This is a genomic window from Micromonospora maritima, assembly GCF_902825405.1.
In the GTDB taxonomy this organism is placed as follows: Bacteria; Actinomycetota; Actinomycetes; order Mycobacteriales; family Micromonosporaceae; genus Micromonospora; species Micromonospora maritima.
The window spans coordinates 1-12,991 of record NZ_CADEAU010000123.1 but is presented as its reverse complement, the minus strand read 5'-3'; the positions used below and the strand labels follow the sequence as shown (position 1 = coordinate 12,991).

14 protein-coding genes, 2 tRNA genes and 1 pseudogene are annotated in these 12,991 nt (G+C 71.3%); 4 read left to right on the top strand and 13 right to left on the bottom strand.

Annotated features, from left to right (window positions below; genetic code table 11):
* The first annotated feature begins 557 nt into the window (after positions 1-557).
* The gene (locus tag HUW36_RS14050) at positions 558-779 is read left to right on the top strand and encodes a hypothetical protein (RefSeq protein ID WP_174528572.1); all 222 of its coding nucleotides are present in this window, start codon (positions 558-560) and stop codon (positions 777-779) included.
* A 4-nt stretch (positions 780-783) separates the two neighbouring features.
* Here HUW36_RS14050 and HUW36_RS14045 read toward each other — a convergent pair whose 3' ends face one another.
* Positions 784-1,581 carry a carbon-nitrogen hydrolase family protein gene (locus HUW36_RS14045; protein ID WP_174528571.1) on the bottom strand — a complete coding sequence of 266 codons (798 nt, stop codon included), beginning with the start codon at positions 1,579-1,581 and terminating at the stop codon, positions 784-786.
* A gap of 39 nt (positions 1,582-1,620) precedes the next feature.
* Entirely contained in the window at positions 1,621-2,454 is an 834-nt protein-coding gene (locus HUW36_RS14040) for an EamA family transporter (protein ID WP_174528570.1), read from the bottom strand.
* A gap of 41 nt (positions 2,455-2,495) precedes the next feature.
* On the opposite strand from HUW36_RS14040, the gene HUW36_RS14035 reads away from it, so the two are divergent.
* Positions 2,496-3,119 (top strand): helix-turn-helix domain-containing protein, encoded by a 624-nt coding sequence (locus HUW36_RS14035; protein ID WP_174528569.1) that lies wholly within the window; start codon positions 2,496-2,498, stop codon positions 3,117-3,119.
* 23 nt (positions 3,120-3,142) lie between these two features.
* On the opposite strand, the gene clpX is transcribed toward HUW36_RS14035, so the two are convergent.
* The 5 genes from clpX to HUW36_RS14010 form a co-directional block, all read right to left on the bottom strand.
* Positions 3,143-4,435 (bottom strand): ATP-dependent Clp protease ATP-binding subunit ClpX, encoded by a 1,293-nt coding sequence (clpX, locus tag HUW36_RS14030; protein WP_089158259.1) that lies wholly within the window; start codon positions 4,433-4,435, stop codon positions 3,143-3,145.
* Between the two features lie 228 nt (positions 4,436-4,663).
* Positions 4,664-5,326 carry an ATP-dependent Clp protease proteolytic subunit gene (locus HUW36_RS14025; RefSeq protein ID WP_013288034.1) on the bottom strand — a complete coding sequence of 221 codons (663 nt, stop codon included), beginning with the start codon at positions 5,324-5,326 and terminating at the stop codon, positions 4,664-4,666.
* 14 nt (positions 5,327-5,340) lie between these two features.
* Complete coding sequence (locus HUW36_RS14020; RefSeq protein WP_174528568.1) at positions 5,341-5,982, bottom strand: ATP-dependent Clp protease proteolytic subunit; 642 nt, start codon at positions 5,980-5,982, stop codon at positions 5,341-5,343.
* Positions 5,983-6,156: 174 nt separating this feature from the next.
* Positions 6,157-7,503, bottom strand: a complete 1,347-nt coding sequence (gene tig, locus HUW36_RS14015) for a trigger factor (RefSeq protein ID WP_174528567.1) — start codon at positions 7,501-7,503, stop codon at positions 6,157-6,159.
* Positions 7,504-7,650: 147 nt separating this feature from the next.
* A tRNA-Pro gene (locus HUW36_RS14010) sits at positions 7,651-7,724 on the bottom strand.
* A 218-nt stretch (positions 7,725-7,942) separates the two neighbouring features.
* Between HUW36_RS14010 and HUW36_RS14005 the strand changes: the two genes are divergently transcribed.
* Positions 7,943-8,016: transfer RNA gene (locus HUW36_RS14005), tRNA-Gly, on the top strand.
* 146 nt (positions 8,017-8,162) lie between these two features.
* On the opposite strand, the gene HUW36_RS14000 is transcribed toward HUW36_RS14005, so the two are convergent.
* The 6 genes from HUW36_RS14000 to HUW36_RS13975 form a co-directional block, all read right to left on the bottom strand.
* Positions 8,163-8,519 (bottom strand): VOC family protein, encoded by a 357-nt coding sequence (locus HUW36_RS14000; protein WP_174528566.1) that lies wholly within the window; start codon positions 8,517-8,519, stop codon positions 8,163-8,165.
* A 632-nt stretch (positions 8,520-9,151) separates the two neighbouring features.
* On the bottom strand, positions 9,152-9,904 hold the full coding sequence (locus tag HUW36_RS13995) for an EGFR-like transmembrane domain-containing protein (RefSeq protein WP_174528565.1): 753 nt from the start codon (positions 9,902-9,904) through the stop codon (positions 9,152-9,154).
* 161 nt (positions 9,905-10,065) lie between these two features.
* Positions 10,066-10,845 carry a hypothetical protein gene (locus tag HUW36_RS13990; RefSeq protein WP_174528564.1) on the bottom strand — a complete coding sequence of 260 codons (780 nt, stop codon included), beginning with the start codon at positions 10,843-10,845 and terminating at the stop codon, positions 10,066-10,068.
* A complete protein-coding gene (locus HUW36_RS13985) occupies positions 10,842-11,342 on the bottom strand; it encodes a SigE family RNA polymerase sigma factor (protein WP_174528563.1) in 501 nt (166 codons plus the stop codon). The genes HUW36_RS13990 and HUW36_RS13985 overlap by 4 nt, the downstream gene beginning before the upstream one ends.
* 79 nt (positions 11,343-11,421) lie before the next feature.
* A complete protein-coding gene (locus HUW36_RS13980) occupies positions 11,422-11,847 on the bottom strand; it encodes a nucleoside deaminase (RefSeq protein WP_174528562.1) in 426 nt (141 codons plus the stop codon).
* Positions 11,844-12,536: an MOSC domain-containing protein gene (locus tag HUW36_RS13975; RefSeq protein ID WP_174528561.1), complete on the bottom strand. Its 693-nt coding sequence runs from the start codon at positions 12,534-12,536 to the stop codon at positions 11,844-11,846. The genes HUW36_RS13980 and HUW36_RS13975 overlap by 4 nt, the downstream gene beginning before the upstream one ends.
* 129 nt (positions 12,537-12,665) lie before the next feature.
* On the opposite strand from HUW36_RS13975, the pseudogene HUW36_RS13970 reads away from it, so the two are divergent.
* Positions 12,666-12,991 (top strand): annotated as a pseudogene (locus HUW36_RS13970) (Hsp70 family protein); the annotation flags it as partial.

The following is a 12,991-nucleotide window of genomic DNA, read 5'->3' as shown; positions in this document are numbered from 1 at the left end:
CCGGGGTATAAAACAATTGGCACTGGCTTTACAAGCACCCTGTTGAGTTCTCAAAGAACAACCACACACCAACCAGAAGCCCTACACCGTAGAACCCCCGCTTGGGGCAACCTCTCTAACTTACTCGGTTCGACTTTCGTTGTCAACCTCGTGTTCGAGGTGATCAACTTGGTTCGACCCGATCCACGCTGACGCTCACCGAGTCCGGTGTTCGTTTCTCCCGTGGTTTCCGGCGGACCGGCCGGCGCCGCTCTCACGGCCACCCGCCCGGCTCCCTGCCGGCTTTCGCACTCTACCCGGTCGGCTTCGCATTCGCAACCCCGTGTTCCCGGAGTGTCGAGCACCGCCCGAATCCTCAGTCTGGCTCGGCGTTCCCGCCACCAGCCTGGCGCCCGTTCTCGGCCGGTTTGCCCCGGCCTCCCGCGTGCAGAGAGAAAGTTACGCGGACCGCCTCCGGAAGGCAAATCAATGATCGTCATTGCCCTGGGCGGACGGCCGCTGGATTCCGCCCCCGCGGAGGGACCCGCACGCCGAGCTGCCGTGCCAGAGTGGTCGGCATGGTTGACCTGACCGGGCTCCCGGTGCTCGCCGAAGAGGCTCTGCTCGGGCTCCTGCTGCCGTTCTGGCAGTTGGTGATCGGCGCCTTCGTCCTCGCCGTGCTGCTGCTGTCGGTGGGCCGTCTGGTCCGGCGGGGACCGTCCCGCATGACCACCGCCCTCCTGGTCTGCGCGGCGGCGATCGCCGGCTTCACGGTCGTGGGCGTGCTCCTGGGGAGCTGACGGCTCAGAGCCGGCGATTCGCCAGGCTCGGCAGCTCGGCGCGGATCGTCCTCAGCCGGTCCAGGTCCAGCTCGGTCACCGTCAGGCCCGGGCCGTCCGGAACCTGGCTCAGCACCGTCCCCCACGGGTCGATCACCATGCTGCGCCCGAAACATGTCCGCCCGGGGTCGTGGTCACCGGTCTGGCCAGCCGCCGCCACGAAGCACTGGTTCTCGATCGCGCGGGCCCGCAGCAGCACCTCCCAGTGGTCACGACCGGTGTGCGCCATGAACGCGGCCGGGACGACCAGGAGCTCGGCCCCGCCGTCGACGGCGAGCAGTCGATAGAGCTCGGGGAACCGGAGGTCGTAGCAGATGGACAGCCCGACCCGCAGACCCTCGACGTCGACGACTACCGGCTTCTCCCCCGGTGCGACCGTGGCCGACTCCTGGTAGGACACCCGGCCCGGGATCTCCACGTCGTACAGGTGGATCTTGCGGTAGGCGGCGGCGAGCGTGCCCTCGCGGTCGAAGACGAGCGACGTGTTCCAGGTGTGCGCCGGGTCCGGCCCGGCCTCGTGGAACGAGCCGGCGACCACCCACATGCCGAGCCGTCGGGCGGTCTCGGCGAAGAAGCCCCCCACCGTGCCGTCCACCGGCTCGGCCGGTGGCATCCGGTCGGCGTGGCCGAGGTAGTCGACGTACTCCGGCAGGACGGCGAGGTCGGCGCCGGCCGACGCGGCCCGGACCAGCAGGGCCTCGGCGGCGGCGAGGTTCGCCGCCCGGTCGTCGCGGGCGTTGAGCTGGCAGACGGCGACGCGCATGACCCGAGGGTACGGGCGGAGGCCGGTGCGCGACAGGGCTCAGACGCTGGCGAGCACGAGTGCGGCGGCGGCGAATCCCAGCCCGGCCAGTTGCACCGGCCGCAGCCGTTCCCGGTCGACGGCGAGCGCCAGCAGCACGGTGCTGGCCGGGTAGAGCGAGGCGATCGCGGCGACCACGCTGAGGTGTCCCCTTCCGGCGGCGGCGAGGAAGAGCGCGTTCGCCGCGGAGTCGAGCAGACCGGCGGCGGCCGCCCAGCCGAGCACCCGTCGACCGAGTCGCAGTCGGGCCCCGGTGCGGGCGACGAGTGCGAGGCCGAAGGCGATCGAGCTGGCGCGTACCGCCAGCACCGGCCACATGCCGGCGCTCTCGTCGGCCTGGCCGAGCAGCGCGAAGAAGATGCCGAAGAGCAGACCGGCGGCGAGCGCGGTCCCGATCACCCGGCCGGAGAGTCGGCCGGAACCACCCCGCTCCCCCAGGCTCACGAGCGCGATGGCCACCACGGCCAGCCCGGCCCCGCCCAGCGCCAGGGCGCCCGGGGAGTGGGCCAGGAGCAGGCCCGCGACGATCGGCACGATCGCGGCGGTGATCGCGGTGACCGGTGCCACGACCGCCATGACACCGGTGGCCAACGCGCGGTAGAGCAGCATGACCCCCGCGGCGCCGGCGACGCCGGCGAGCAGGCCCCAGGCCAGGTCGAGCGGCGCCGGTGTGCCGGGCACGACGAGGACGAGGACGAGCAGCAGCGGCAGGCTGAGGAGTTGCGAGACGACCGTCACGGCGATCGGGTCGGCGTGCCGGGACGCCTTGCCCCCGGAGAAGTCGGCCGTGCCGAACGCGATCGCGGACACGGCGGCGAGCACAATGGGAAGCACCCGACAGTCGTACCACAATATTGACCGTGAAGGACAGTGTGATGACCGAAACCGGCGGACGCGTGGGCGCCGTGACCTCCGCGGTCGCCCGGCAGGTACGCGAACTCCGGGCCGCCCGAGGCTGGTCCTTCGAGGAGTTGGCCGGCCGGTCCGGCGTCAGCAAGGGCATGCTCGTGCAGATCGAGGGCGCCCGGACCAACCCGAGCATCGGCACCCTCTGCCGGGTGGCGGACGCGTTCGGTGTCAACATCGCCCGGTTGCTCGAACCGGCGGAGGAGAAGGCGGTCCGGGTCACCACGACGGACGAGGCGCCGGTGCTGTGGCGCGGCGCGCACGGCGGCACCGCGCGGCTGCTCAGCGGCCTCGGCGAACCCGACCTGGTCGAACTCTGGGACTGGCGGATGCGGCCGGGAGAGGAGTTGCGCTCCGCCGACCACGCGTCCGGCACCCGGGAGGTCCTGTACGTGCTGGAGGGCGCCGTCACGGTCACCGTGGACGGCGTCGAGCACGACGTACGCGTCGGCGAGACGGTGGAGTTCCACGCCGACCGGGAGCACGGCTACCGGGTGGCCGGCGACGAGCCGGTACGCCTCGTGATGGTGGTGGTCACCCCGTCGGGCGAGTGGGACCGGCGGACCCGGTCACGCGGACCGCGCCCGAGCTGACCCGGGCGCGGTCGCGGCGACGGTCAGGCCGACTTCTCCTCGCGGTCCCGGCGACGCCGGCCGGTGAACTCGCGGGGCACGATCGTCGGGTTGACGTTCTCCAGGACGACCTCACGGGTGATCAGCACCCGGGCGGCGTCGGGGTTGCTCGGCACCTCGTACATCACGGAGAGGAGCACCTCCTCCATGATGGCCCGCAGACCGCGGGCGCCGGTGCCGCGGAGCATGGCCTGGTCGGCGATGGCCTCCAGCGCCGGCTGCTCGAACTCCAGCTCGACGCCGTCCAGCTCGAACAGGCGCTGATATTGCCGGACGAGCGCGTTGCGCGGCTCGGTGAGGATCTTCACCAGGGCGCCCCGGTCCAGGCTGCGCACGTTGGTGATCACCGGGAGCCGGCCGATGAACTCGGGGATCAGCCCGAACTTCAACATGTCTTCCGGCATGACCTGGCTGAAGATGTCGTCGGTCGACCGCTCCGACACCGACCGGAGCCGGGCGCCGAAGCCGGTGCCGCCGGAGCCGGTGCGGGCCTCGATGATCTGGTCGAGGCCGGCGAACGCGCCACCGCAGATGAACAGCACGTTCGTGGTGTCGATCTGGATGAACTCCTGGTGCGGGTGCTTCCGGCCGCCCTGCGGCGGCACGTTGGCGACCGTGCCCTCCAGCATCTTCAGCAGCGCCTGCTGCACGCCCTCGCCGGAGACGTCACGCGTGATCGACGGGTTCTCCGACTTGCGGGCGATCTTGTCGACCTCGTCGATGTAGATGATGCCGGTCTCGGCGCGCTTGATGTCGTAGTCGGCGGCCTGGATCAGCTTGAGGAGGATGTTCTCCACGTCCTCGCCGACGTAGCCCGCCTCGGTGAGCGCGGTGGCGTCGGCGATCGCGAACGGGACGTTGAGCATCCGGGCCAGCGTCTGCGCCAGGTGCGTCTTGCCGCACCCGGTCGGGCCGAGCAGCATGATGTTGGACTTGGCCAGCTCGACGCCGTCGCTGCCCGACCCGGGGGCGCCGGCCGCCTCGGCCTGGATCCGCTTGTAGTGATTGTAGACCGCGACGGCGAGCGCCTTCTTGGCCTGCTCCTGACCCACGACGTAGTTGTCGAGGAACTGGCAGATCTCCATCGGCTTGGGAAGCTCTTCCCACTTCACCTCGCCGGACTCGGCCAACTCCTCCTCGATGATCTCGTTGCAGAGATCGATGCACTCGTCGCAGATGTAGACGCCGGGGCCCGCGATGAGTTTCTTGACCTGCTTCTGCGACTTGCCACAGAAGGAGCACTTCAGTAGGTCGCCGCCGTCACCGATCCGTGCCACCTACGTTCTCCCTGCACTCGTCGGCCGGAGCGCCGGCCCTGACCTGCGAGCGCCCGAGGCGCTCGTCCGTCCTGTCGTTCCACCATGCTGTCGGCTCCACCCGATCCGACCCGCGGAGCGGTACGGACCCGACGTTACCCGGTGGCCGGGTTTTCTCCGACCCCCAAAACGGGTGTGTCAGAGGTCGGCCGGGAACGATGCCCCGACCGACCTCCGACCCCGCGTTGCTCAGCCCGCGGCGTGGGACGCCAGCAGACCCTTCTTGCGGCTGGTCAGGATCGTGTCGACCAGCCCGTACTCCTTGGACTCCTCGGCCGTCATGATCTTGTCACGGTCGATGTCCTTGCGGACCTGCTCGATCGGGCGGTTGCAGTGCCGGGACAGCATGTCCTCCAGCTGCGTCCGCATCCGCAGGATCTCCCGCGCCTGGATCTCGATGTCCGAGCCCTGGCCGTAGCCGCCCTCGGTGGCCGGCTGGTGGATGATGATCCGGGAGTTCGGCAGCGCCATCCGCTTGCCCGGGGTGCCCGCGGAGAGCAGCACCGCCGCCGCGCTGGCCGCCTGCCCGAGGCAGACGGTCTGGATGTCGGGGCGGACGTACTGCATGGTGTCGTAGATCGCCGTCATGGCGGTGAAGGAACCGCCGGGCGAGTTGATGTACATGATGATGTCGCGGTCCGGGTCGGTGCCCTCCAGCGTCAGCAGCTGGGCCATCACGTCGTTGGCCGACGCGTCGTCCACCTGGACACCGAGGAAGATGATCCGGTCCTCGAAGAGCTTGTTGTACGGGTTGGACTCCTTCATCCCGTACGACGTGCGCTCGACGAACGACGGCAGCACGTAGCGGTTGTGCACGGCCGCGAACTGGGGCGGCAGGCTCAGGTCGGTCATCGTCAGCTCCTCGCTCAGCTCAGGGTCCCGGCGCCATCGGGAACCTGGGCGGCTCCGATGATCACCTTGTCGATGAAGCCGTAGTCCATGGCCTCCTGGGCGGTGAACCAACGGTCGCGGTCCGAGTCGGCCTCGATCTGCTCCTGGGTCTGGCCGGTGTGGTGCGCGACCCGCTCCTGGAACATCCGCTTGGTGTAGAGCATCTGCTCGGCCTGGATCGCGATGTCCGACGCGGTGCCGCCCAGACCGCCCGAGGGCTGGTGCATCATGATCCGCGCGTGCGGCAGGGCGTAGCGCTTGCCCTTGGTGCCCGCGCAGAGCAGCAGCTGGCCCATCGAGGCGGCCATGCCCATCGCCACGGTCGACACGTCGTTGTCGATGTACTGCATCGTGTCGTAGATCGCCATGCCGGAGTAGACCGAGCCACCCGGCGAGTTGATCCAGAGGAAGATGTCGCGGTCCGGGTCCTCCGCCGCGAGCAGCAGCAGCTGCGCGCAGATGCGGTTGGCCACCTGGTCGTTCACCTCGCTGCCGAGGAAGATGATCCGTTCCTTGAGCAACCGGTTGTAGACCGAGTCGTCGAGGTTGCCAATGGAGTCGCCACCGCGGGCCTCGATCGCCCGGAGCGACTTCTTGGGGATGTGCATGTCGGTCATGGCAGCCCTTCGCTCTCCGTACCGTCCTACCCGACACTAACCGCTCGGCCGGTAGGCGTACTCCCGGTCGGGGCACTGTTCGCTCTCAGCGCAGTCACCCGCACGGCGTACCCCGGAAAGGGTTTCGGCCGCCGCCCGGCGCGCAGCGCGGGACGGCGGCCGACGCCCTGACGATCAGTGCTGGTGGTCGTGCTCGGCCTCGTTCTGGGCCCGCAGCGCGTCGAGGGAGACCTCGTTGCCCGCCGCGTCCTTGATCGTGATCTTCTCCATCACCGCGGCGAGCGCCTTGCCCCGGCGGACGTCACCGAAGACGGCAGCGGCGGCGCCGGAGCGGACCAGCTGGTCGTAGTACTGCTGCGGGGCCATGCCGGCGCGCTGGGCGCGGTGCACGATCTCGTGCCCGAACTCGTCGTCGGAGACCTGCACGTCCTCGGCGTCGGCGAGGGTGTCCAGCAGCAGCTGGATCTTGACGCCGTCGGTCGCCGCCTCGGTCAGCTCGGCGTCGATCTGCTCCTCGGTCTTCTCCTCGGCGGCGAGGTATTCCTCCAGGGAGGCGCCGATGCGCTCGAGCTGGTCGACCATCGCGGCCTTGCGGCTCTCGACCTCCTCCTTGACGACACCCTCCGGCGCCGGCACCTCGGCGGCGGCGACCATCTGCTCGAGGGCCTTGTCGCGGGCGGCGTAGATCTGCTCGACCTGCTTGCCCCGGGTGACCCGCTCCCGCAGGTCGCCGCGCAGCTCCTCGATGGTGTCGAACTCGCTGGCCATCTGCGCGAAGTCGTCGTCGAGCTCGGGGAGCTCCTTCTCCTTCACCGTGCGGACGGTCACCGCCACGTCGGCGTCGCGGCCGGCGTAGTCGCCACCGACCAGCTGGGTGGTGAAGGTGGTGCTGTCGCCGGCGGCCAGGCCGACGAGCGCCTCGTCCAGGCCCGGCAGGAGCTGCTTGCTGCCCACCTCGTGCGAGATGTTGCTCGCCGAGCCGCCCGGGACCTCCTCGCCGTCGACCGTGGCGTTCAGGTCGATCTGCACGAAGTCGCCCTCCTGGGCGGCCCGCTCGACGGTCTTCAACGTGGCGAAACGCTCGCGCAGGCTGTTGACCTGGTCGTCGATCTCGCTGTCGGCGATCTCGATCTCGTCGACGGTCACCTCGATGGTGGCCGGGTCCGGCAGGGTGATCTCCGGACGGACGTCGACCTCGGCGGTGAAGTTGAGCGAGTCACCGTCGTTGAACTCGGTGATGTCGACCTCGGGGCGACCGAGCGTCTTGAGGTCGTGCTCGCGAACCGCGGCGAGGATGTTCTGCGGGATGGCCTCCTGGATCGCCTCGTTGAGGACGGTCCCCCGGCCCACCCGCTGGTCGATCACCGCGCTGGGAACCTTGCCCCGACGGAAGCCGGGAACCTGGACCTGCTGGCCGATCTCCCGGTACGCCTTCCTGAGGCTCGGCTCGAGCTCGACGAACGGCACCTCGATGGCGAGCCGCACGCGCGTCGGGCTCAGAGTCTCGACGGTGCTCTTCACAGGCGTACTCCTTGACGGATCTGGGTGTCGATTCTGGGGCGTGATTGCGCCCATCGAGTGTAGGCGAGTCGGGCTGCGGCACGGGCAGCGCCCGGGCCCGCGCGGAAAAACCGGCGGTTCCCGGGACGATCCGGTCGCGAACGACAGTCGGGGTGGCGGGATTTGAACCCACGGCCCCTCGCTCCCAAAGCGAGTGCGCTACCAAGCTGCGCCACACCCCGTGGCGACGAAGAGTGTATGCCGTCCGCGCCCACGCCGGGGCCACGGGGCGCGCCCGGCTCGCCGTACCGGGTGGGCCGCATCCGCCGCCTCGATCGGCGGCGGGCCCGGGGACAGCTCCCGTTGATCTTGCAGGCCCGGACGGCGGAGGTATACCGCTGCGCGTCCGGGTCGGGGATTCGGTACGCTGTCGGGCGCGCCCCGCGGACGTGGGGCGCTCGCGGGCGTAGCTCAATGGCAGAGCTTCAGTCTTCCAAACTGACGGTGCGGGTTCGATTCCCGTCGCCCGCTCCACCGGTCTCCGGCCCAGGTCAGAGGCTGCCTCCCCCGATCCTGGGCCGGTCGGCCACTCCCCCGCTCCGATCTTGCGGGCCATCCGTGGGCCATCGGCTGCTCTGGCCGCCCTTGCGCCGGGTCTGCCGGGCTACGACGGACCCACCTCAATCGATCGTCGTTCTGGCGCACACGCAGAATTCGTTGCCTTCGGGGTCGGCGAGCACGACGTAGGGGTCCCTCGGATCGTCGTCGTGCCGTACGTAACTGGCACCGAGTCCGACGAGGCGTTGCACCTCACCCTCTTGGTCGTCGCTGTAGAGATCGAAGTGCATTTGATCGCGGGCGCTGACCGGACTGGCCGCGACCTGTAGCGAGACGTTGACACGAGGCCCACGCAACACCCGGAAGCGGCCATCATCGCTGCCGGGACCAGGAGTGAGATCCAGCGCAGCGGCCCAGAACTTCGTCATGGCCTCAAGATCGGAACAATTGATCACGACACTACCGAGACGTATCCCCATGGTCTTCCTTTTACCCCGAAGGCGCGGCGCGGGCCATCCGTGGGCAGGTGGCCGGGGCGCACAGGGGGCGCGAGCGGGCACGAGGCGCAATCGAAGCGGCCACCATCCGGACGGTCTGCGACTGCCTGACCAGGAGATCCGCAGCGTCAGCGCCTGCCGCGGCATGTCGTGCGACGTGAGTCGAGGGTCATCCGACCAGTCGGTCGACCAGCGCGGCAGACAGGAGACGCAGCAGTCGACGGCTCGAAGCAGCCCGTGGCCGCACCAGTCAGCTCAGGAACGCCAGCAGGACACGGGGAGTGACCCTGAGCCGGCACAGTCCTCCCGGAGCCACGGCGACCCTGCCCCGAATCCGCGAATGATCCGCGACGAGCGCGAGTGCCCGGCCACGTCGGCGACCTTGACGATGTCGTGGCCGACGTGAACGCGATGGGAACTGCTCGACACGACCATCGGACCCGGGTCGCGGCCCTGGGCCGCCGCCGCGATGGCACGAGCGGGGTCAGGGGCCCGCCACGGCCCGGTCACGAGCCGTCGCCGGGGCCGGGAGCCCGCCGTCGCGGCGAGGTACGGAGAAGCTCGGCGGACCGTGCCCGGCCCGACGAAGCGTCGGGCCGGGCAGGTCGTGCGGGCTAGGCGACGAAACGGGAACGGCGCCGGCGTCCGATCAGGTAGACCACGGCGCCGACGAGCAGGAGCGCACCGCCGACGCCGGCCACGGTCGCCGTGGCGGCGCCGGTCACCGGCAGCCCACCGCCCTCACCGCCGGGAGCGGCGGGGCTGTCGGAGGGCACCGGGGTCGGCGCGACGGTCGTGGTGGCGGTGGGCGAGGCGGTCGGCGTCGCGGTGGGCGAGGCGGTCGGCGTCGCGGTGGGCGAGGCGGTCGGCGTCGCGGTGGGCTGGGACGCGCAGTCGAGCTCCCGCGCGTCGTACACCCCGTCGTTCAGGTAGGCCAGGTAGACGTCGACGTCGGGGGCGTCGAGCACCTTCTGGGCGGCCGCCTTCACATTCGCGCCGGCATCCACCAACGTCCGGGCCACCGAGATCCGCAGATCGGTCGACCACGCCTTCTGCATGTCCGTCTTGAGGAACGCGCGCAGCTCGTCCGCGGTGCCGTCCAGTCGCTCCTGGATGGCGCGGGGCAGCACGGGCAACGACTCGGCGTTCGCCTCGGCCAGGATCTGGTTCGCCAACAGGCGTACCTGCGTGTTGGTGGCGGTGTCCAGGTCGATGGTGACGAACTCACGCAGGTCCTTGAACACCTTGCGCTCCACCGTCTGGCAGGCCGCGTCCAGCCCCGGCGTGGCGGCTCGCGCCGTCGCCGGCGCCGCCGGAATCAGAACGGCCAGCGCCATGAGGACGCCGACCGACAACTTCCATCGCATATGGATTTTTCCTCCCCGTGACAACACAAAACGAAGGGATACTACCGTCGATGCGCGGGGAGGCAAGGGGCGTCGATGTCGCGCCCGGACCGCGGCGCCGGGCGGCGTCCTGCCCGCCGGGCCGGGCCCGCGGCGAGCGGGATCCGGCCCGGTGGACGAGGTCAGTAGAGCCGGACCGTGGGATCCAGGGCGATGGCGGTCAACTGCTCGACGGTCAGCGGCGACCTCTCCCCGTCGGCCACCACGTCGGCGATCAGCACCGTTCCGTCCGGCCGTTCCACGGCGACCCCGCCCACGGACGCGAACCGGTCGCCGGGCGGCCCGACCGGCGTCGCGCCGGGTCCCCGGGCCCGGTTGCGGGCCGACGCTGTGAGCGGCGCCTCGTTCGACCAGGTCGTGACCTTCTCGCCCCCGGGGCCGACGCTCTCGGCGCAGCGCGCCTTGCCGGTTGTCCCCGGGACGCAGAAGGCCACCCGCCGGTCCCAGTCCCGCTCGATCTGGAGCACGAAGTATCCCGTGCGGTCCCCGGCGCGGATCGGGCCCTGACCGAAGTACGGCGAGGTCGAGTTCGTGGAGCGCCAGGTCACCACGTCACCGTCGGACGGCCAGTCCTCGGTGATCCACCCGACGTCCGGGGCCTCGCGGGCCAGGGCGGCGAAGAGAGCCCGGTCCGTCGCGCCGAACGTCGTACCGGGCGCCGGGCGCGGGGTCGGTGCAGACGACGGCGTCGGGGCGGGCGACGCGGCGGGTGGGCCCGGTCGGGGGCCGGCCACGACGACGATCGGGACGACGACCCCGAGCACGGCCGCGGCGACAGCCGCGCCGAGCGCGGTCCGGGTGAGCGCGTGCCGACGGCGTTGGTCCCGGATGATCCGCTCCACGTCGACGGAGGTGGGCGGGATCTCGCCGACCGCCTGCCGGAAGTCCGTCTGGTCGATCATGAGCGCTCTCCGTTCCGCGCCAGCACCCGGAGGCTCTCCAGGCCCCGCGCCGCCTGACTCTTGACGGTGCCCGCGCTGACACCGAGGGCCTGTGCCGTCTCCTCGACCGACAGGTCGCACCAGAACCGCAGGACGATCACCGCGCGGCGGCGCGGCGGCAGCTGGGACAGCAGGGCGAGGAGGTGGGCCCGGTCGGCCGGGGCGGCGTCGGACGCCGCCGGGTCGGCCCGGTCGGGCAGGTCTGCGGTGGCCCGCTCCCGCCGCCACGGCCGGCGCCGCTCGTCCAGCCAGACGTTGGTGAGCACCGCCCGGACGTAGGCGTCCGGGTTCTCCACCGCGCGGACCCGGCGCCAGTGCCGGTAGAGCTTCCCGAGGGTGATCGACACCAGGTCGTCGGCGCTGTGCCAGTCCCGGCAGAGCAGGTAGGCCGTCACCCGCAGCGGCTCCAGGCGGGCCGTCACGAACTGCCGGTACTCGTCCTCGTCGGCGCGCTTCACCGCGCCACGTCTCCCCGTCCCATGACTGGTGAACGGCGCGGTGGCGCGGGAAGGTTGCCCCGACGGCGGATCCGGTGCGTCAGTAGTGGTCCTCGATCGGCCGGCGTGCCTCGTCGAACAGCGCCGGTCCCTCGTAGCGCACCGGGGGCGGCTCCGGGGTGGCCGGCCGGACCGCGGCGAACTGCTCGCTGGACAGGGCGTAGACGACCCGGCCGAGGCCGGACACGCCGATCGCGGTCGCACACATCGGGCAGGGCTGGCAACTGGTGTACATGGTGGTGCCGGCGGCCACGTCGGGGGTCAGTTCCCGGGCGGCCCAGCGGGCCAGCTTCAGCTCCGGGTGGGCGGTGACGTCCGAGTCGGACACCACGGTGTTGTGGTCCTCGATCAGGACCGTGCCGTCCGGACCCACCAGCAGCGAGGCGAACGGCCGCTCGCCGGACGCCCCGGCCCGGTCGGCGAGCTCCACGGCACGGCGCAGGAACGCCTCGTCGTCGGGTGTCATCGGCCCTCCCGGGGTCGGTCGTGCGCCGCCCCGGCCGCGAACGCGTCCAGTCGACGGCGGATCCGTTCCATGTCCTCCCCGGGCAGCGCGTCGGCGACCAGCAACCGGGGCAGCAGCTCCGGCTCCAGCGTCGTCGCCCGGAACACGACGGCCACGGTCACGTCGTGGTCCGGCCGGCGCACCACCTCGACCGGGTCGCCGGCCCGCACGCTGCCGGGAGTGACCACCCGAAGGTACGCCCCGGGCCGCACCGCGTGCGTGAACCGCCTGATCCACCCGTGCTCGCCCAGCCACCCCTGGAACGTGCCGCACGGGATGCGCGGGCAGGACACCTCCAGCACCAGGTCCGCCCCGATCCGCCACCGTTCGCCGATCAGCGCGCCGTCGACGTCGACGCCGGAGGTGGTCAGGTTCTCCCCGAAGGCGCCGCTCGGCAGCGCCCGGCCCAGCTCGGCCTCCCAGCGGTCCAGGCCCTCCCGGGCGTACGCGTAGACCGCCTGGTCGGGGCCGCCGTGATGGGCCACGTCGTAGGCCCGGTCGCCGGCCAGCCCGACCTGGCCGGTGCCCTTGCGGTCGGGCACGGTGACGGGAACGGGGCCGTCGACGGGCCGCTTGTCGATGCCGGTGGCCCCGATCCCCTTCCACGGGTTGGGTCGCGGGCGGCCGACGTTGACCGAGAGCACCTTCATGGCGGCGACGGTAGGCGCGGGCGACCCGATCGGGCCACCCCGTTTCCGGCACCGGCCGGGTCGCCCGGCGGCGCGGGCTGCGTACGATGCGGGGCCGGACATCGGCTCGTCGGGTGGAGGTAGCGACGGATGTCAGGCCAGCAGGACGGTTTCGCGCTCGCCGTGGACCTCGGCACCTCGAACACCGTGGCGGTGCTGCGCCGGCCGGACGGGCGTACCCGGCCGTTGCTGGTGGACGGTCAGCCGATCCTGCCGTCCGGGGTGTACGCCGACGCCGACGGTCACCTGCACGTCGGCCGGGACGCGCAGCGCCTGGCCCAGGCCGACCCGGCCGGCTACGAGCCGAACCCGAAGCGGCGGGTCGACGAGGAGACGGTCGAGCTGCGCGGGCGCGCGTACCGGCCGGCGGAGCTGCTGGCCGCGACGCTGCGGGCGGTCGCGGACGCGGCGGTGGC

What these genes read in the sequence shown, in the direction of transcription:
- HUW36_RS14050 (WP_174528572.1), top strand. Translation starts at nt 558, where the DNA reads ATGGTTGACCTGACCGGGCTCCCGGTGCTCGCCGAAGAGGCTCTGCTC.
- HUW36_RS14045 (WP_174528571.1), bottom strand. Translation starts at nt 1,581, where the DNA reads ATGCGCGTCGCCGTCTGCCAGCTCAACGCCCGCGACGACCGGGCGGCG.
- HUW36_RS14035 (WP_174528569.1), top strand. Translation starts at nt 2,496, where the DNA reads ATGACCGAAACCGGCGGACGCGTGGGCGCCGTGACCTCCGCGGTCGCC.
- HUW36_RS14025 (WP_013288034.1), bottom strand. Translation starts at nt 5,326, where the DNA reads ATGACCGACCTGAGCCTGCCGCCCCAGTTCGCGGCCGTGCACAACCGC.
- HUW36_RS14020 (WP_174528568.1), bottom strand. Translation starts at nt 5,982, where the DNA reads ATGACCGACATGCACATCCCCAAGAAGTCGCTCCGGGCGATCGAGGCC.
- HUW36_RS14000 (WP_174528566.1), bottom strand. Translation starts at nt 8,519, where the DNA reads ATGGGGATACGTCTCGGTAGTGTCGTGATCAATTGTTCCGATCTTGAG.
- HUW36_RS13995 (WP_174528565.1), bottom strand. Translation starts at nt 9,904, where the DNA reads ATGCGATGGAAGTTGTCGGTCGGCGTCCTCATGGCGCTGGCCGTTCTG.
- HUW36_RS13990 (WP_174528564.1), bottom strand. Translation starts at nt 10,845, where the DNA reads ATGATCGACCAGACGGACTTCCGGCAGGCGGTCGGCGAGATCCCGCCC.
- HUW36_RS13980 (WP_174528562.1), bottom strand. Translation starts at nt 11,847, where the DNA reads ATGACACCCGACGACGAGGCGTTCCTGCGCCGTGCCGTGGAGCTCGCC.
- HUW36_RS13975 (WP_174528561.1), bottom strand. Translation starts at nt 12,536, where the DNA reads ATGAAGGTGCTCTCGGTCAACGTCGGCCGCCCGCGACCCAACCCGTGG.